The sequence below is a fragment of the Desulfomicrobium orale DSM 12838 genome, assembly GCF_001553625.1.
Classification (GTDB): Bacteria; Desulfobacterota; Desulfovibrionia; order Desulfovibrionales; family Desulfomicrobiaceae; genus Desulfomicrobium; species Desulfomicrobium orale.
Genome location: NZ_CP014230.1, coordinates 1,985,608 through 2,003,234 on the forward strand (window position 1 = coordinate 1,985,608; position 17,627 = coordinate 2,003,234).

16 protein-coding genes and 2 tRNA genes are annotated in these 17,627 nt (G+C 62.2%); 12 read left to right on the plus strand and 6 right to left on the minus strand.

The window, feature by feature from the left end; translation table 11 throughout:
* Nucleotides 1-135: 135 nt before the first annotated feature.
* Genes AXF15_RS09215 through AXF15_RS09230 form a run of 4 tightly spaced genes read left to right on the plus strand, consistent with a single transcriptional unit; the run spans nucleotide 136 to nucleotide 4,939 of the window.
* The gene (locus AXF15_RS09215) at nucleotides 136-774 is read left to right on the plus strand and encodes a lysophospholipid acyltransferase family protein (protein WP_236884762.1); all 639 of its coding nucleotides are present in this window, start codon (nucleotides 136-138) and stop codon (nucleotides 772-774) included.
* The gene (locus AXF15_RS09220) at nucleotides 771-1,661 is read left to right on the plus strand and encodes a lysophospholipid acyltransferase family protein (protein WP_066606389.1); all 891 of its coding nucleotides are present in this window, start codon (nucleotides 771-773) and stop codon (nucleotides 1,659-1,661) included. The genes AXF15_RS09215 and AXF15_RS09220 overlap by 4 nt, the downstream gene beginning before the upstream one ends.
* The gene (ade, locus tag AXF15_RS09225; protein WP_066606392.1) at nucleotides 1,661-3,358 is read left to right on the plus strand and encodes an adenine deaminase; all 1,698 of its coding nucleotides are present in this window, start codon (nucleotides 1,661-1,663) and stop codon (nucleotides 3,356-3,358) included. The genes AXF15_RS09220 and ade overlap by 1 nt, the downstream gene beginning before the upstream one ends.
* A 33-nt stretch (nucleotides 3,359-3,391) precedes the next feature.
* Nucleotides 3,392-4,939: an NAD(P)/FAD-dependent oxidoreductase gene (locus AXF15_RS09230; RefSeq protein ID WP_066606395.1), complete on the plus strand. Its 1,548-nt coding sequence runs from the start codon at nucleotides 3,392-3,394 to the stop codon at nucleotides 4,937-4,939.
* Between the two features lie 334 nt (nucleotides 4,940-5,273).
* Here the strand turns inward: AXF15_RS09230 and AXF15_RS09235 are convergent, their stop codons facing one another.
* The gene (locus AXF15_RS09235; RefSeq protein WP_066606398.1) at nucleotides 5,274-6,215 is read right to left on the minus strand and encodes a bile acid:sodium symporter family protein; all 942 of its coding nucleotides are present in this window, start codon (nucleotides 6,213-6,215) and stop codon (nucleotides 5,274-5,276) included.
* A gap of 116 nt (nucleotides 6,216-6,331) precedes the next feature.
* Between AXF15_RS09235 and AXF15_RS09240 the strand changes: the two genes are divergently transcribed.
* From AXF15_RS09240 to AXF15_RS09265, 6 genes are all read left to right on the plus strand, one after another.
* A complete protein-coding gene (locus AXF15_RS09240; RefSeq protein ID WP_083518102.1) occupies nucleotides 6,332-6,673 on the plus strand; it encodes a helix-turn-helix domain-containing protein in 342 nt (113 codons plus the stop codon).
* A complete protein-coding gene (locus tag AXF15_RS09245) occupies nucleotides 6,657-7,895 on the plus strand; it encodes a type II toxin-antitoxin system HipA family toxin (protein WP_066606401.1) in 1,239 nt (412 codons plus the stop codon). Before AXF15_RS09240 ends, AXF15_RS09245 begins: the two co-directional genes overlap by 17 nt.
* A 197-nt stretch (nucleotides 7,896-8,092) precedes the next feature.
* Nucleotides 8,093-8,168: transfer RNA gene (locus AXF15_RS09250), tRNA-His, on the plus strand.
* 9 nt (nucleotides 8,169-8,177) lie between these two features.
* Nucleotides 8,178-8,253: transfer RNA gene (locus AXF15_RS09255), tRNA-His, on the plus strand.
* A gap of 154 nt (nucleotides 8,254-8,407) precedes the next feature.
* Entirely contained in the window at nucleotides 8,408-9,658 is a 1,251-nt protein-coding gene (murA, locus tag AXF15_RS09260; RefSeq protein ID WP_066606406.1) for a UDP-N-acetylglucosamine 1-carboxyvinyltransferase, read from the plus strand.
* 3 nt (nucleotides 9,659-9,661) lie between these two features.
* The gene (locus AXF15_RS09265) at nucleotides 9,662-11,068 is read left to right on the plus strand and encodes a mannose-1-phosphate guanylyltransferase/mannose-6-phosphate isomerase (protein ID WP_066606408.1); all 1,407 of its coding nucleotides are present in this window, start codon (nucleotides 9,662-9,664) and stop codon (nucleotides 11,066-11,068) included.
* 145 nt (nucleotides 11,069-11,213) lie between these two features.
* Here AXF15_RS09265 and AXF15_RS09270 read toward each other — a convergent pair whose 3' ends face one another.
* Nucleotides 11,214-11,813 carry a peroxiredoxin gene (locus AXF15_RS09270; RefSeq protein ID WP_066606413.1) on the minus strand — a complete coding sequence of 200 codons (600 nt, stop codon included), beginning with the start codon at nucleotides 11,811-11,813 and terminating at the stop codon, nucleotides 11,214-11,216.
* A gap of 218 nt (nucleotides 11,814-12,031) precedes the next feature.
* Here AXF15_RS09270 and AXF15_RS09275 point away from each other — a divergent pair, with 218 nt between their 5' ends.
* Together AXF15_RS09275 and AXF15_RS09280 are read left to right on the plus strand one after the other, a co-directional pair.
* Nucleotides 12,032-13,231 carry an IS4 family transposase gene (locus AXF15_RS09275; RefSeq protein ID WP_236884758.1) on the plus strand — a complete coding sequence of 400 codons (1,200 nt, stop codon included), beginning with the start codon at nucleotides 12,032-12,034 and terminating at the stop codon, nucleotides 13,229-13,231.
* A gap of 151 nt (nucleotides 13,232-13,382) precedes the next feature.
* On the plus strand, nucleotides 13,383-13,733 hold the full coding sequence (locus AXF15_RS09280; protein WP_066606419.1) for a YgiW/YdeI family stress tolerance OB fold protein: 351 nt from the start codon (nucleotides 13,383-13,385) through the stop codon (nucleotides 13,731-13,733).
* A 67-nt stretch (nucleotides 13,734-13,800) separates the two neighbouring features.
* Here the strand turns inward: AXF15_RS09280 and glpX are convergent, their stop codons facing one another.
* The 4 genes from glpX to AXF15_RS09300 form a co-directional block, all read right to left on the minus strand.
* Nucleotides 13,801-14,781 carry a class II fructose-bisphosphatase gene (glpX, locus tag AXF15_RS09285; protein WP_066608877.1) on the minus strand — a complete coding sequence of 327 codons (981 nt, stop codon included), beginning with the start codon at nucleotides 14,779-14,781 and terminating at the stop codon, nucleotides 13,801-13,803.
* Nucleotides 14,782-14,887: 106 nt separating this feature from the next.
* Nucleotides 14,888-16,855: a transketolase gene (gene tkt, locus AXF15_RS09290; RefSeq protein ID WP_066606421.1), complete on the minus strand. Its 1,968-nt coding sequence runs from the start codon at nucleotides 16,853-16,855 to the stop codon at nucleotides 14,888-14,890.
* Between the two features lie 24 nt (nucleotides 16,856-16,879).
* Nucleotides 16,880-17,305, minus strand: a complete 426-nt coding sequence (rpiB, locus tag AXF15_RS09295; RefSeq protein WP_066606423.1) for a ribose 5-phosphate isomerase B — start codon at nucleotides 17,303-17,305, stop codon at nucleotides 16,880-16,882.
* The gene (locus AXF15_RS09300; protein ID WP_066606424.1) at nucleotides 17,302-17,622 is read right to left on the minus strand and encodes a hypothetical protein; all 321 of its coding nucleotides are present in this window, start codon (nucleotides 17,620-17,622) and stop codon (nucleotides 17,302-17,304) included. The genes rpiB and AXF15_RS09300 overlap by 4 nt, the downstream gene beginning before the upstream one ends.
* Between the last annotated feature and the right edge of the window lie 5 nt (nucleotides 17,623-17,627).

Below are 17,627 nucleotides of genomic sequence, written 5' to 3' on the forward strand. Positions count from 1 at the left end.
GTACCGGGCCGGAGAGGACGGTCAAATTGTTTTGCCTGATACATGTGGAACAGGTCCATTGAATAACCGGATGGATTTTTTCCGGCTCCGCGCTGAAAGATGCGCGGCCTTATGTTTCCCATCGGGAGAGAGCGTGTGAATCTGCGGGTTTCTCCAAAATTTCTCGGCGCGGTCCTGTCCGGGCTGCTCCGCCTCTGGGGCCGGACCCTGCGGATCAGGCGCGTGAACGGAGAGGAGTTCGACCGGTTGATTCGGACCAGCCGTCCGGTGGTCATGCTCTGGCACGACGAAATTTTTCCGCTCATTCCTTCCCATGAGAATGTGGGACTGGTCTGCGTGGTCAGCCAGAGCCGGGACGGTGAACTGCTGACGCAGGTACTGTGGCGCTTTGGTTTTCTTACGGCCAGGGGCTCCAGTTCGCGGGGCGGAACGCGGGCTCTTGTGGCCGCCAAAAGGCTCATGGAAAAACAGGACGTGGGCGCGATCTTCACCGTGGACGGCCCGCGCGGCCCCCGGCACAAGGTCAAACCCGGAGCCGTCTTTCTGGCCCTGCTCGCGGGATCGCCCGTCGTGCCCGTGCGGGTGGTCATGGAACGCAGATGGATTCTGTGGCGGGCGTGGGACAAATTTCAGGTGCCGTGGCCGTTTTCCCGGTGCACCATCGTTTACGGCGCTCCCGTGACGGTGACCGATCCGGGAGACGACCCCGAAGCCATGCGGCGTTTGTGCGAGGAATTTGAGCGGATCATGGATTCTCTGGAGCCGCTCTCATGATCAGAACCCTGCTGACGGCCCTGTCCGCCGCCGGAGCGGCCCTTTCCCCGAGGGCCCTGCGCCTTTGCGGGTCCGCTCTGGGCGCCGCCCTCTGGGCCGGCCTTCCCGGCAGACGGCGGGAGACTGCTGCCCGCATCGGGGAGCGGCTGGGGCTCGATGCCGCTTCGGCCAGGGCTCTGGCCCGGAGGACTTTCGGGCACAACGCGCAGTCCTTTCTGGAGATACTCATGACGCGCCGGGTGGACCCGCGTTTTCTGCACGAGCGGGTCGAGTTTGAAAATCCCGGTCTTTTCGATGCCCTGCGGACCAGCACCCGCCCCATCGTGGCGGCCACGGCTCATCTGGGCGCGTGGGAACTTCTGGTGGGTCTCATGGGCGCCTTTTCTCCGGCAGAGACATGCCATGTGGTCGTCCGCCTGCCCAGAAACGCGGCCCTGGCCGAAGCCATCGTCCGGCTGCGCTCCCAGCCCCGGATACACATTCTCCCGCATCGCGACGCGGCCCGGAACACCTTGAGCCATCTGCGTTCGGGCGGCAAAAGCGCCTTTCTGGTGGACCACAACTGCAAACGCGCCGAAGCGGAGTTTCTGCCCTTTCTGGGCCGCACGGCGGCGGTGAACAAGGGTCCGGCGATCCTGGCCCTGCGGGCCAAGGCCGAAGTCTGGCCCATCTTTCTGCTGCGTCTGCCGGATGACCGCTTCCGTTTCGTGACCCTGCCCATCCTGGATACGGCAAGGTTGACGGGCGATCTGGATCAGCGCGTCCGCGAGATCTGCCGGTTCTACACCCGCGCGGTGGAAGACATGGTGCTCCGCTACCCGGACCAGTGGTTCTGGATGCACCGGAGATGGAAAACACGCCCCGAGGGCGAAGAAGGAGATGATTGATGCGTAATCTGCTGGCCGCGTCCCGCGGCCTGGAACCCGTCGATCTGCTGATCCGGGACTGCCGGCTGGTCAATGTTCTGTCCGGAGAAATCCACGCCGCCGATGTGGCCGTCAAGGACGGCGTGGTGGTGGGATTCGGCCCGCGCGAGGCTCTGGAAACCGTGGACGCGGCCGGGCGCTTTCTGTGTCCCGGTCTGGTGGAGGGGCACATCCATATCGAATCCACGCTGCTGCATCCCGCCCGCTTCGCGCGGGTTGCCGCGGAGCATGGCACGGCGGCGGTGGTCTGCGATCCGCACGAACTGGCCAACGTGCGCGGCCTGGAAGGCATCCGCTGGCTGCTGGACGTGACCCGCGGTCTTCCTCTGGATATTTTCTGCATGATGCCGTCCTGCGTTCCGGCCACGCATCTGGAAACCTCCGGTGCGGCCATTGCCGCCGAAGACATCCGGATGATGCTCGAAGAATTTTCGGAGCGCATTCTGGGGCTTGCGGAGATGATGAATTATCCCGGCGTGCTGCATGGCGCGCCCGATGTTCTGGCCAAGCTCGCGGCCTCCGGTTCGCGGCCGGTGGACGGCCATGCGCCGGGCCTTTCCGGCCGTGATCTGGACGCTTACATCCTGTCCGGGCCGAGCAGCGACCACGAAGCCTGTCTGCTGGAGGAAGGGCGGGAAAAACTGCGCAAGGGTGTGCATCTGATGATCCGCGAAGGCAGTTCCGAAAAGAACCTGCGCGACCTGCTGCCTCTGGTGAACGGATTCAACAGCCAGAACTGTTCACTGGTCACGGATGACCGCCACTGCGACGATCTGGTGCGTGAAGGGCATCTGGATCACAGCGTCCGTCTGGCCGTGGCGGAGGGGCTCGACCCGTTGCGGGCCATTCAGATGGCTTCCATCAACACGGCCCGCCATTTCGGCCTGCGCCGGAGAGGGGCCGTCGCGCCGGGCTACCGCGCCGATTTCCTGCTGCTGGATGAACTGTCTTCCTTCGCCATTCACCGCGTGTTTCTGGGCGGCAAGCCGCTGGAAAAACATGCCTGGGAGCCCGCGCCCACGCGGTACCGTGTTGACGGCTCCGTGCGCGTGGGCGGCCTTGAACCGGACTGCCTGGACATGCCCGCCGGTGAGGGCAGGGCGCGCGTCATTGCCACTGTTCCCGGCCAGATCGTGACGACGGCGGAGCTGGTTGTGCCGAAAATCGAAAACGGCCTGATCCAGGCCGACCCGGAGCACGATGTAGCCCGGCTGGCGGTCTTCGAGCGGCATGCGGGCAGCGGCCGCAGGGGACTCGGACTCGTGCGCGGTCTGGGCGTGCGCCAAGGCGCTTTGGGCGGAACAGTGGCCCATGACTCCCACAATCTGATCGTGGCCGGAGCTTCCGGGTCGGACATGCTGCTGGTCGCGCGGACCCTGGCCGAATGCGGCGGGGGCTTTGCCGTCGTATTGGAGGGGCGGGTACTGGAGCTTCTGCCGCTGACTTTGGCCGGGCTCATGAGCGACGGAGAGCCGGAAGAGGTGGCCGCCGCCCTGGACCGCCTCAACGCGGCGGCCAGAAGTCTGGGCTGCCCGGAAAATATCAATCCCTTCATGCAGCTGTCCTTTCTGGCCCTGCCGGTCATTCCCGAATTGCGCCTGACGGATCGGGGCCTGGTGGACGTGGGCCTCTTCGATCTGGTGCCGTTGCAGGGCTGAACCCGCCATAGCCGTTAACATTGCGATGCCGTCATGACCTCTGCGGAACAGATTTTCGACCTGACCATCGAGCCGGACCAGGCGGGTGACCTGAAGCTCGTCCGTTCTCTCGCGCTGCACCGGGCGGGACTGCCGGAAAATTCCGCCGCGCGGGTGCGGATCGTGCGCCGTTCTGTGGACGCGCGGGCCAGAATGCCGCGTTTTCTGTTGCGCGTGGCTGTGGGAGGCGAAGAAGAAGCCCGGCGGAGTTTTGAGCCCAGAGCTCTCGGCCCGAAGCGGGTCGTTGTGGTCGGAGCCGGACCGGCCGGATATTTCGCGGCCCTGACCCTGCTGGAGGCGGGCATCACGCCCGTAGTGCTGGAGCAGGGCAGGGATGTGCGCTCCCGTCTGAAGGACATCAAAAAGATTTATTCCGAAAGCCTGATCCACCCGCACTCCAACTACTGTTTCGGCGAAGGCGGGGCGGGCACCTATTCCGACGGCAAGCTGTTCACCCGGTCCAAAAAGCGCGGAGACGTGAACCGCATTCTGGACCTGTTTGTGGCGCACGGCGCGTCGGAGGATATCCTGGTGGACGCTCATCCGCATCTGGGCTCCAACGCGTTGCCCCGTCTGGTGCGGGCGCTGCGGGAGTCCATTCTGGGTGTCGGCGGGGAAGTGCGTTTCGGCGCCCGCGTGAGCGATCTGCTGCTAAGCGGCGGTACGGCGCGCGGAGTAGTGCTGGAAGACGGGGAAAAAATTCCGGCCGACGCGGTGATTCTGGCCACGGGCCACTCGGCGCGGGACGTGTACGCGCTGCTGCACCGGAAGGGTATGTCTCTGGAGGCCAAGCCCTTTGCCCTGGGTGTACGCATAGAGCATCCGCAGGAGCTGGTGGACCGGATGTTCTATCACCACTTGCCGCGTCATCCGGCCCTGCCCCCGGCCAGCTACCGCATTGCCTGCCAGACCGGGGAACGGGGAGTCTTTTCCTTCTGCATGTGCCCCGGAGGATTCGTGGTCCCGGCCGCCACAGCTCCGGGAGAACTCGTGTTAAACGGCATGAGTCTGGCCAGCCGGAAGGCCCCCTTCGCCAACGCCGGACTGGTAGCGGAAGTACGCCCGTCCGATGTGGCGGCAAAGGATCCTCTCGCGCTGCTGCGTTTTCAGAGTCAGGTGGAGCAGGCTGTTTTCGCCGCCGGAGACGGCCGCACCCAGCGCGCTCCGGCCCAGAGCGCACGTGATTTCGCGCGAGGGCGCCTGACGGACTCTCCGGGGCGTACATCCTATCTTCCGGGCGTGTATGCCGCTTCACTGCACGAACTTCTGCCCGCCTTCGTGGTCCGCGCCCTGCGTCAGGCTCTGCGTGTTTTCGGACAGCGTCATCATGGCTTTGACAGCGCCGAAGCCATGATGCTGGCCGTGGAGTCCAGAACCAGTGCGCCGGTACGCATCCCCCGCGACCCGGTTTCGCTGATGCATCCGGAAGCTGCGGGTCTTTTTCCCTGCGGCGAAGGGGCCGGGCACGCGGGCGGCATCATCTCGGCGGCCATGGACGGAGTGGCCGTGGCTCAGGGCGTGAGCCGTTATGTGGGCGCATAAGGTCCACAGTGCTTTCCGCGTTTTTCATCCCGGAACGGCTGCGCATAGAAGCGGGACCCGTGCTATGACCGGAATCCGGACATAGCAACCATTCTTCAGGCGTGTCTGTGCGCAGAACCGGGACATGGCACTGCCGAACAGATGATTGCCGGTCCCGCTTTGGATTTATTGCGTTCCAGCGGATGAGGGTTCAACAGGTTCCGAACTCGGCTCAAAATCCTGCGTCGACGCTGTGCCTGCCATATTATGATCTGTCGCGATCGCGGCTGTCGGACATGCCCGGATCCGGGCTTTAGAGATTGGAATTTTTTGAGCTTGATCCGGCGGATTGGCTTCAGTGAACATTCTGATCGGAACGCCACCAGCGGGCCAGGAGCATGCCCGCCAGATTCTGCCACAGGCTGAAGAGCGCGCCAGGCAGGGCTGCGGCCGGTCCAAAGAATGTTCCGGCCAGGGCCACGGCCAGACCCGAGTTCTGCATCCCCACTTCGATGGAGATGGTCCGGGCGGTCACGAATGCCGCGCCTGTTCCGCGCGCCGCCCAGAATCCGCACAGAAAGCCGAGGGCGTTGTGCAGGATGACGGCAGCCAGCACCATCAGGGGGACGGTCAGGATGGTTTTCTGGTTGATGGCCACCACACAGGCGATGACCGCGGAAATGCTCAGTACGGAGACGGCCGGGAAGATACGCAGCGCCGGTCGGACGCGGGCTTGCAGCGTTCTGCGCAGCACAAGTCCGCCCAGAACCGGGCAGACCACGATCCAGCAGATGGATCCGGCCATGCTCCAGAAGTTCACGGCCACACGCTGTCCGGCCAGAAGTTCCATCAATGCCGGAGTGAGCAGAGGGGCGAGCAGGGTGGAGGCAAGACTCATGGTTACGGACAGGGGGACATCCGCTCTGGAAAAATAGGCGATGACGTTGGATGCCGTGCCCGCCGGGCAGCACCCGACGAGCATGACGCCGACAGCCGCTTCGGGCGGCAGCTGCAGGAGGGCGCACACCACCCAGGCGATCGCCGGCATGAGTGCATACTGAAGCGACACGCCCAGCGCCGCGGACGGCCACTGGCGGGACACGCGGGTGAAGTCGGAGAATTCCAGGGTCAGACCCATGCCGAACATGATGAGGCCAAGACCCAGAGAGATATACGGTCTGATCCAGGCAAAAAGGGGCGGATGAACAAGGCCCAGTGCGGAAAAGCCCACGGCCAGGAAGAGAAAACGCCGCTCGATCCAGGCGGCGGCGCTGAACAGGGCGGTAGATGCGGACATGGATGAACTCTGGTGCCAAAGTCCCGGCGCGTCAACCAGGGAGATATGACATGCTGGATGAAAGATTATGCAATATGGATATTGCATAATTCATGGTTATGCAATATCTGTATGGCATGAACAGCAAAAATCTGTCCCGCCAGGGACTGCCGCGCAGAGCCGCCGGGAATCTCGAATCTCTGGGGAGGAACATCCGCGCCGCCCGCACGCTGCGGGGGCTGACCATGCAGGATCTGGCGGAACGCGCCATGACCTCGCGTGAAACCATCCGCCGCCTGGAGCAGGGGCATCCGGGCGTATCCGTGGGCGTGCTGGTGCATGTACTCTGGGTGCTGGAGCTCGACGACCAGATCGGGGCGCTGGCCGCTCTGGAAAATGACTCACAAGGGCAGGCTCTGGCTCTGGCCGGGCTGCCGCGGCGTGTGGATGCGGGAAGAACCGATGAGTTCGACTTCTGAACAGGCCGTTGTCTTCATGGCTTTGCCCGGACAGGGATATGTTCCGGCGGGCCTGCTCACTCATGGCCCGGATTTTTCCTTTCGCTACGGTAAGAGATATTTGCAGCGTCCGGACGCCATCGCGCTCGATCCGGTCCGGCTGCCTCTGACGCAGGCACAGTACCGGAGCGCCGGGCTTTTCAGCGCCTTGCGCGATGCCTCACCCGATCGTTGGGGCCGCAAGGTGTTGGGTTTCATGGCCGGACGCGCGCCGGGGAGTCTGTCCGAATTTGAAATACTGACGGCCATCCACCATCCCCGGCGCATGGGGGCTCTGGCTTTCGGGCGAACGCCGGAACAGCCGGAATCCTTTGCCGCATGGGCTTCCGGGGAAGTCTTCTGCCCTCCTGCCAGGGATTTGGAACGTATCGCCCGGCTCGTGGCCCGGGTCGAGGACGCGGTCGATGACGAGGCCGTACGGGAATTGCGTGCCTCCCTGCCCGAGGATGCTCTGCTGGCCGCTCTGGCGTCGAGCCTGTCGTTGGGCGGCGCGCGGCCCAAGGTGCAGATCGAGATGGACGGAAACCTGTGGATCGCGAAGTTTTCCAAACGCGGCGACCCTTGGCGCGAACCCGTGGTGGAATACGCCACCATGACACTGGCCGCGGCGTGCGGCATACAGACCGCGTTCACCAGACTGGTTCAGGCTGGCGGTCAGACCGTACTGCTGGTGCGGCGTTTTGACCGAGACGATGCCAGGCCGAGGCATGTTCTGTCCGGCTTTACGGTGGCCGAACTGGAAGAAGACGGAGACTGGGGAAGCTATCAGGGGCTGGCGGAGAGCGCCAGGCGGCTTGGGGCACGGGGCTCCGGGCCGGAAATTTTCCGGCGTATGGTTTTCAACGCCCTGTGCTCCAACCGAGACGACCATCCCCGCAATCACGCCTTTTTTGTCTCACGCCGGGGCATTGAGATGACTCCGGCTTTCGATCTGGTACCCGCGTCCATCCGTTTTCCGAGACTGGAGCTGTCACTGGCGTGCGGCCGGGAAGGGCGGCTGGCTTCAGAGAGTAATCTGCTCAGTCATGTGCTCCCGTTCGGGCTTACCCCGGCTCAGGCCAGAAATATCTGGGAGGAAATGCGGGCCGTATGCTCCCGGTGGAGGGAGCATTTTGGAGCCTGCGGCGTCACCGCGCGGGAAATGGAAGAATTGCGCCACCGCTTTGCATTGGCCGGGGGATGATGTCGTCCCGATGATGGCCGGTATTTTGGGGCATGCCTGAACAAATCCGCAATTTCCTCTTTTCTTGTAATACCTTCATATCCTTCTCCCCGGAGTCAGGAGACGCCTGGTCAGCGCGTCGAGATGTTTCGGGCCGTGCGGGCCCGAATTTTCTTGACCGCACCAGACGCCTTGCGTAGATGAGTTGCCCTGTTGTGGTGGGTGTAGCTCAGTTGGCAGAGCACCTGGTTGTGGCCCAGGTTGTCGCGCGTTCAACCCGCGTCACTCACCCCAACTTTCATGGTGGGTGTAGCTCAGCTGGCAGAGCACCTGGTTGTGGCCCAGGTTGTCGCGCGTTCAATCCGCGTCACTCACCCCATTTGACACCAAGGCGGAACCAGATAAGAGCTGGTTCTGCTTTTTTTTGGCGCTTCGACCCGCGGGGTGCGGCGTCTGGCCGCTGTTTTCCCGATTTCGGCAGTGCCGCCGATCCCACCACACGAAAAAACGCCTCCCCGGCGCTGGAGTTCTGCATGGACAAACTTGTCATCGAAGGCGGCGTGCCGCTCAAAGGCCGGGTTCGCGTCAGCGGTTCCAAGAACGCAGCTCTGCCCATACTTCTGGCCTCCATTCTGGTGGATGGCGAGGTCCATCTGACCAATGTCCCGGATCTCCGGGATATTGCCACGACTCTCAAACTGCTGGAACTTTTGGGATGCCGGGCGGAATTTCAAAACGGCGAAGTGCGGCTGCATTCGTGCAATCTGAAGCCCGAAGCACCGTACGATCTGGTCCGCACCATGCGGGCTTCGGTTCTGTGCCTGGGACCGCTCCTGACTCGTCTGGGCCGGGCCAGAGTGGCCCTGCCCGGCGGCTGCGCCATCGGCGCGCGGCCCGTGGACATGCATCTGAAGGGCCTGGAACGCATGGGCGCCGTGTTCGAACTGGAGAGCGGCGACATCATAGGCACCTGCGACGGCCTGCGTGGAGCGCACATTCCTCTGGATTTTCCCACCGTGGGCGGAACCGAGCATCTGATCATGGCCGCAACGCTGGCCGAAGGTGAAACCACACTGGAAAATGCGGCCCGGGAGCCGGAAATCCAGGATCTGGCCGAATTCCTGAACGCCTGCGGGGCACGTATCTCCGGCCACGGCACCAGCGTGGTGCGTATCGAGGGCGTGCAATCCCTGCATGGAGCCAGCTACCGGGTCATGCCCGACCGTATCGAGGCCGGGACCTATCTGGTGGCCGCAGGCATCACCGGGGGCGATCTGGAACTCGAAGACTGCCCGGTGGAGGCTCTGGAAACGGTCATCGACAAGCTGCGTGATATGGGAGTGCGGTTTGAGGGCGACAGCTCTTCGTTCAGGGCTTTCGTGGACGGCCCCCTGAACTGCGTGGATCTGTCCACCCGGCCGTATCCAGGCTTTCCCACGGACATGCAGGCCCAGATCATGGCGCTTATGTGTTGCAGCCGCGGGGCGGGAGTCGTCACCGAGGGTATTTTCGAAAACCGCTTCATGCATGTGCAGGAGCTGTGCAGGCTGGGAGCGCATATCACCCTTTCGGGGCAGAGCGCCATGGTTCGCGGCGTGGACCGGCTCAAAGGCGCCACGGTCATGGCCTCGGATCTGCGGGCCAGTGCCTGCTTGGTGCTGGCCGGGCTGGCCGCTTCGGGACGTACCGACGTGCGCCGCATCTACCATCTGGACCGGGGCTACGAGCGCATGGAGCGCAAGCTCGAACAGGTCGGGGCGAGAATCCGGCGCGAACAGGAATAATTCATGATCATTCCCGTCATTCTGGCCGGAGGTTCCGGCACCAGGCTCTGGCCCTTGTCCCGCAAGCTTCATCCCAAGCAGGTACTGGCGCTTCTCGGCGACCGCACTCTGGTTCAGGAAACGGTCCTGCGCCTGCGCGGCCTGGATGCCGCCGCACCAGTGGTCATCTGTAACGACGAACACCGTTTCATCGTGGCGGAGCAGCTGCGCGATCTGGACGAACGTCCGGCGGCCTTGATTCTGGAACCCGTGGCCAGAAACACGGCTCCGGCCGTGGCCGTGGCGGCCCTGTACGCTCTGGCCCAAAGTCCGGACGCCACGCTTTTGATGCTGCCGGCCGACCATCTCATCACCGATTCCTCCGCTTTCCATACGGCCGTGGTTCAGGCTGTGGATTACGCCCGCGACGGGCATCTGGTCACGTTCGGCATCGTCCCCGCCGCTCCGGAAACGGGTTATGGGTACATCATGCAGGGAGCGGCCATGCCTCACGGGCCGGGCCGGAAAATTCAGCGTTTTGTAGAGAAGCCGGATACCGCCACGGCGGAAGGGTACGTCCGCTCGGGGCAGTACTTCTGGAATTCGGGCATGTTCGTGCTGCGCGCCGACGCCGTATTGGCCGAACTTACACGGTTTGCGCCGGAGATCGTGCGCGGCTGCCGGGAAAGTCTGGAAAAGGCCGTCAGCGATCTGGATTTTCTGCGTCTGGACCATGACGCCTTTGCCGGCTGCCCGGAAGATTCCATCGACTACGCAGTCATGGAACGGACCGATAGAGGCGTGATGGTACCCCTGTCCTGCGGCTGGAGCGACCTGGGTTCCTGGGACGCTCTGTGGCAGGCCGGGGAGAAGGACGGCGACGGCAACGTGACGCGGGGCGACGTTTTGCTGTGCGATGTGCGGGACTCGTTTCTGCATGCCGAAACCCGGCTGCTGGCCGCCGTTGGTCTGGAAAACCACATTGTGGTGGAAACCTCCGACGCAGTGCTGGTGTCGCCCCGGGACAGGGTGCAGGAGGTCAAGAAGCTGGTGGACCGCCTCAAGGCTCAAAACCGTGTCGAGGCCGTATCCCACAAGAAAGTTTTCCGCCCTTGGGGGCATTACGAGTCCATCGGCCAGGGCGAGCGGTATCAGGTCAAGCGCATCACCGTGACGCCGGGACATGTGCTGTCCCTGCAGAAACATTTTCACCGGGCCGAGCACTGGGTAGTGGTGCGGGGCACCGCTGTGGTCACCCGCGACGGCGAGGAGATTCTGGTGCGCGAGAACGAGTCCGTCTACCTGCCTCTGGGCGCGGTGCACCGGCTGGCCAACCCGGGCCGCATTCCGCTGGAGCTTATCGAAGTGCAGGTGGGCGGCTATCTGGGCGAGGACGATATCATCCGTTTCGAGGATGTTTACGGCCGATAGGGATGGATGGCTTCGCGCCGGAGCCGGAGGCCCCGTGGTTTCAATAAGAAAGGCGCCTGCACGGCGCCTTTTCTGTTTTTTGGAGTTGAGGTGTTGTCGGAGAAGTTTCGGAAAAAGGCATTAACCTTTGAGCACTGCGGAGTGATTACAGGTTTTCCTTGTTCTGAGACAGATACGCAGCCACTCCCTCGGCGTTGGGCTTCATGCCGGTGTCTCCTTTCTGCCAGCCGGCTGGGCAGACTTCGCCGTGTTTTTCCGTGAACTGGAGCGCGTCCACCAGGCGCAGCATTTCATCCACATTGCGGCCCAGCGGCAGGTTGTTGACCACCTGATGCTGTACCACGCCGGAGCGGTCGATGAGGAAGGATGCGCGCAGGGCCACTCCAGCCTCCGGATGCTCGATGCCGTAAGCCTGGGCAATCTCATGCTTCACATCCGCCACCATGGTGAAGCCCACGGAGCCGATGCCGCCCTGCTCCACCGGCGTGCTGCGCCATGCCGCGTGGGTGAACTGGGAGTCGATGGAAACGCCAACCACTTCCACGCCCCGGTCGCGGAATTCCTGCAGGCGACGGTTGTGGGCGATGATTTCCGTGGGGCAGACAAAGGTGAAGTCGAGGGGCCAGAAGAAAAGAACCACATATTTTCCACGCAGGGAAGAGAGGGTGAATTCCTCGATGCAGCCGGAGGATGTTACGGCCTGGGCGGTGAAATCGGGTGCTGTTCTGGCGACAAGTATGCTCATGATGATTCTCCATGGTTATGGTTTTGGTGTGAAACTTTTCAGGAATTATTCCTGATTAAGGATGAGGTCAAGAAAATTAGTTCATGAAAACTTTTTGCCTGTAAAGCTCTGCGGACGGAGTTGTTTATTTTTTTGGTTTCACGTCATTGCTGTCCGGCTAAGGGATAAGAACATTGCTGTCCGGCTAAGGGATAAGAAAAGAGTCCAAAATCTCAGCGATGTGTGGTAAAAGAAATCACCACAACATCTTGCCACACAAGGAGATTCTGGACTTGAGTCACCATAATACACTATTCTCCCAGACGCTATCTCTGATTCCCAGACATGTTTTTCAGAAACTCGAAAGACGGCACAAAACCGGGCGCTCGTCGCGTCAATTCGGTTTCAAGGAGCAGTTCACGGTCATGGCCTTCATCCAGCTTGCCGCAAGACGTTCCATGCGCGATGGCCTGCGCTGCCTTGAGGCTGCGGGAAACCGCCTGTATCACTGGGGACTGAAAAACGTGGCCCGCTCGACCTTTGCTGACGCGAACAATTCTCGCCCCGTAGGCTTTTTCAAGGATCTGTTCGCCGAGATGTACGGCCTGTGCGCCGCAAAAGCCCCGAAGCACAAATTCCGTTTCAAATCCAAATTGTTCAGTCTGGACGCCACCACCATAAAGCTTTGCCTGTCGCTTTTTCCCTGGGCCTCGTTTCGGCAGGCCAAGGGCGGCGTCAAAGTACATACCTTGCTGGATCACGATGGCCATATCCCGGCTTTCGCAACCGTCACCGACGCCAAAACCCATGAAAGCCGCATAGCTCAGGCTATGGAGTTGCCCAGGGGCTCCATCGTGGTCTTTGACAAGGGCTTCATCAGCTATCCCTGGTTTCGGATCCTCGGGGCAAAGGGTGTCTTTTTTGTGACCCGGCTCAAGCGCAACGCCGTTTTCAAACTCCTGGAGCGCCGCCTCGTGAATCGCAAGACCGGCGTTACTTCCGATCACATCATTGAAGTCTCCAGCCGGGGAAAATCCTTACGCTTGCGCCGTATCGGCTATCGTGACCAGGAAACCGGGAAACACTACGAATTTTTGACCAACCATTTCCGGCTTTCGGCGAAAACCATCGCCGACATCTATAAAGACCGCTGGCAAATCGAGCTCTTCTTCAAGGAAATCAAACAAAATTTGCGCATAAAGACCTTCGTCGGCAACTCGGAAAATGCGGTTCTGATCCAGATTTACACGGCCCTGACGGTTTACCTGCTCCTCGCGTACCAGAAATTCCTCAGCCGTCTCGGACTCTCCGTACAGCAACTCTTCCAGCTCATTCAACTCAACCTGCTCGGCGAGGCCTCCTTGGATGAACTCCTGAATCCCAGACGACGAAAATTCGATAATTCATATAACTTCACACTGTTAGATTGCATCGCTTAGCCGGACAGCAATGGTTTCACGTAGTCCCTCGCTTGAATATCCGGTCAATGCCGGGTTCTTCCGGCTGCGTATGAAAGTGATCCCCACGCGGCCGGGAGTGTCTTGAGGCTGACATTCAATCCGCTAACTTCCTTTCGAGAGGTAATTTACGATGAAAAAATATTTTGTTCTCGTGTTTCTGCTGTTCTGCTCTGCTACCGTTTTTGCCGGTTTTTCCGAAAACAGCGGGCAGGGGGGGCAATCGCAGATCAACATGGTTTCTTCCCTGAAAGGTCTTCCCGACGATACCTATGTCACGCTGGAAGGATATATTGAGAAACAGGTGCGCCGGGAGCACTATATTTTCCGCGATGCCAGCGGAAAGATTGAAGTGGAGATCGACGACGATGTATGGCGCGGCGTCGACGTCACGCCCAGCGACAAGGTCCGCCTGACCGCCGAGATCGACAAGGACTGGGGCAGCACGGAAGTCGATGTGAAAAACGTCGTCAAGATTCAGTAACTGGCAAGTAAAGAGCGCCTCCCGTCTGCGGAGGCGCTCTTTTTTGGTGCGGAGGGCTGTGTTCGGGTCAGTATTTGATGGCGGAGAAGCGCATCAGTTTGTCCCACTGATGGGTGGATGTGATGCGCCGGATGGTGCCGGTTTTGCCGCGCAGCACCAGAGAATGGGTGGTCGCTCCGGTGCCCAGATAGGTCACTCCGCCGAGAAAGGTACCGCCGGAAATACCCGTGGCGGCGAAGAACACGTTGTCGTCGCGGATCAGGGTATCCGTGGTCAGGACAGCGCTGGTATCCAGCCCGAAATCACGGACGCGGGCCAGCTCTTCCTCTGACTGCGGGTCGAAACGGGCCAGAATTTCACCGCCCAGAGCCTTGATGGCGCAGGCCGCCAGCACGCCCTCGGGAGTGCCACCCGTGCCGAGCATCATATCCACGGAGGAGGCCGGGTCCACGGCCATGAGCGCTCCGGCCACGTCGCCGTCGGTATGCAGCTGGATGCGCGCTCCGGCTTCCCGGATCCGGGCGATGAGTTCTTTGTGGCGGGGTTTGTCCAGTACGAAGATCATCAGGTCTTCCACTTTTTTTCCCAGAGCCCTGGCCGTGGCCTCCAGATTATGGGCCACCGGCGCGTCCATATCCACCACGCCCCTGGCTGGAGCGGGCACTACCAGTTTTCGCATGTAATAGCTGGGGCCGGGATCGAACATGGCTCCGGCCGGAGCGAGCCCCACCACGGCAATGGCGTTGGGACGGCCGTAGGCCAGCAGATTGGTGCCCTCCACCGGGTCCACGGCCACATCCACGGCCGGGCCGTGTCCGGTGCCGATCCGCTCGCCGTTGTAGAGCATGGGCGCTTTGTCCTTTTCTCCTTCCCCGATGACGATGCGGCCGTCGATGTCCAAGCTGTTGAAGGACAGGCGCATGGCGTCCACAGCCGCGCCGTCGCCTTCATTCTTGGCGCCCTTGCCGAGCCAGCGGGCCGAAGCCAGGGCCGCCGCTTCCGTGACCCGGACCAGATCCATGGCCAGATTGCGTTGTGGAGCTTCCATCATGCTGTTTCCTTAAGAAGTGATGTTGCCGGGTTGCATGCGCCGGTTTTTCCGCCGGGCCGCCGCGTGACGGTGGCTGTTTCCGCCTGATGTGGACGGGTGTTTCTCAGTCCGCCTTGATGAATTCGATCAGTCTGGCCGCAGTGAAACCGTATTTTTCCTTCAGCTTCGAGGCCGGAGCCGAAGCGCCAAAGTGGTCCACCCCCCAGACCTTTCCGTCCAGCCCGACGTATTTGTACCACAGGCCGCTCCGCCCGGCCTCGATGGCCACCCGGCGGGTGACGGCCCTTGGCAGGACGCTTTCCCGGTATGCCTCGGGCTGTTCGTCGAAAAGTTCCATGCTGGGCACGGAGACCACCCGTATTTTTCGTTCCGGCAGGGCCCTGGCCGCTTCCAGAGCCAGATGCACTTCCGAGCCCGAGGCCAGCAGCAGGGTTTCCGGCCCTCCTTCGGGTTCGTGAACGATGTAGGCGCCTTTGGCCACATGGGCTTCCAGATCTTCGGGCAGGTCCAGCACGGGCAGCCCCTGGCGGGTGAAGATCAGCACCGAGGGGCGGGCGGACTGTCTGAGGGCCACGGCCATGCAGGCCGCACTTTCCCGCGCGTCGGCCGGGCGCAGGACCAGCAGGTTGGGGATGAGCCGCAGGGAACTGACATGCTCGACAGGCTGGTGCGTGGGGCCGTCCTCACCCACGAAAAAGGAGTCGTGAGTGAAAATGTGCAGCACGGGCAGCCCTTGCAGGGCGGACATGCGGATGGCGTTTCGCTCATAATCCGAGAAAACCAGGAACGTGGCCCCGAAGGGCGTCACCCCGCCGTGCAGGGCCATGCCGTTCAGCATGGCGGCCATGGGGAATTCCCGCACGCCGAAACAGAGGTTGCGGCCCAGAGGATTTTTCAGGGCGTGGAAAATGCCGTGGGTCTTGCGGAATCCTTCTGTCTGGTTGGATGGGTCCAGGTCCGCCGATCCGCCCATGAGGCCCGGCAGCTGTCCGGCCAGCGCGTTCAGACAGAGGCCGAACGCCTTGCGTGTGGGCACGCTGGCTCCGGTCTCGAAGGTCGGCCAGGTCAGGGACCGCTGACAGACGGGCTGGGTGGCTTCGGTCCATTTCCGGGCAAATTCCGGTGTCTTGAGCCGGGCCGCGAGGGTTTGGTCCCAGGCTGCGCGGGCGGCGGACAGTTCGTCGAAGCGGGCGCGGAAATGGGTCAATACGTCTTCGGGCAGGAAGTATTCTTCGTCCGGCAGGCCGAGCCCGGTCTTGGTGGCCGAGATCTCCCCGTCCGGCAGGGGTGCGCCGTGAGTGGCTTCGCTGCCTTCCATGGTGGCGCATCCCCTGGCCATGACCGTGTGCCCGATGATCAGGGTGGGGCGGTCCGTTTCCGCCTGTCCGTCCCGGATGGCCCGGCGGATCTGCCCGTGGTCGTGTCCGTCGATCTCCAGCACCTGCCAGTGCATGCTTTCAAACAGGGCCTTGTAATCTGTGGTGTCCACCCGTTCGGTGGGACCCGCCAGCTGCACCTTGTTGCTGTCGTAAAAAACGATGAGCCGTCCCAGTCCCCACCGGCCGCACAGGGCCGCGCTGCCCAGGCAGACGGGTTCCTGCAGGTCGCCGTCCGAAGCCAGCACATAGGTGAAATGTCCGGCCGTTTCCTCATCCAGCCAGGCGCGCAGAAAGGCCTCGGCCACGGCCATGCCTCCGGCCATGGCGAAACCCTGGCCCAGCGGCCCGGTGGTCGCTTCCACGCCCTCGGTCATGTCGTGTTCCGGATGCCCCGGAGTCTTGCTGCCGAGCTGGCGGAAGGCGCGCAGATCGTCCAGGCCGAGAATCCCGCGCAGAACAAGCAGGGCGTAGAGCAGGGCCGATTCGTGTCCGGCGGACAGGACGAAGCGGTCCCGGTTGAACCAGCGGGCGTCACCGGGGTCGAAACGCAGGAAATCCCTGAACAGGATGTAGGCGAAATCCGCCGAGGACATGGCTCCGCCGGGATGCCCGGAGTTGGCGGTGCGGACGGTGTCCATGATCAGGCCCTTGATCACATTGACGGCTTTGCGGTCCATTTCGGAATTGCTCATGGCGGTTCTCGCGGGATTTGGGGGTTACAGGGTGTCGATGAGGTCGATGCGGCGCTGATGGCGGCCGCCGTCGAAATCCGCGTCCAGAAAGGCGTCGGTGATGGCTCTGGCCAGATCCGGGCCGATGATGCGCTCGCCCAGACACAGCACGTTGGCCCCGTTGTGCCGGCGGCTCATGCGGGCCATGTGTTCGTTGGCGCACAGGGCGGCGCGGATGCCCTTCACCCGGTTGGCGGCCATGGACATGCCGATGCCCGACCCGCAGATGAGAATGCCCAGAGCCTTCTCGGCCAGCACCAGGCGGGTCAGTTCCCGGGCGATGCGCGGATAGTCGCAGCTTTCGCGGGAAAAAGCGCCGACGTCGTGGATTTCGAAGCGGTCGGACACATGGGTCGCCAGCATCTGTTTCAGGCCGAGGCCCGCGTGGTCCGAGCCGAGAATGATCTTCATCTGTCCTCCGCGCCCGAGCGGGACTTCAGGAATTCGCGCCGGGCGGCGGCCAGTTCCTCTTCCAGATAGTTGATTTCCTCTTTCAGGAATTCAATCTGCTTCAGCAGGAGGTCGTTGTCGCCGGTCTGCGGATCGAATGTCCGGCCTTCGGCGAGGGCGTCGGCATAGCTTCTGCCCAGATTCCGGCATTCCTCGTTCAGACGCTTTTCGATCTGCCGGATTTCCCACCTGCGGCAGGCGCTGGTGAACGCCCACCGGGATTCTTCAAAAAGGACGATGAAGCCGCTTCGCGCGGCCCGAAGCATGTCTTTGAGCATTGGCC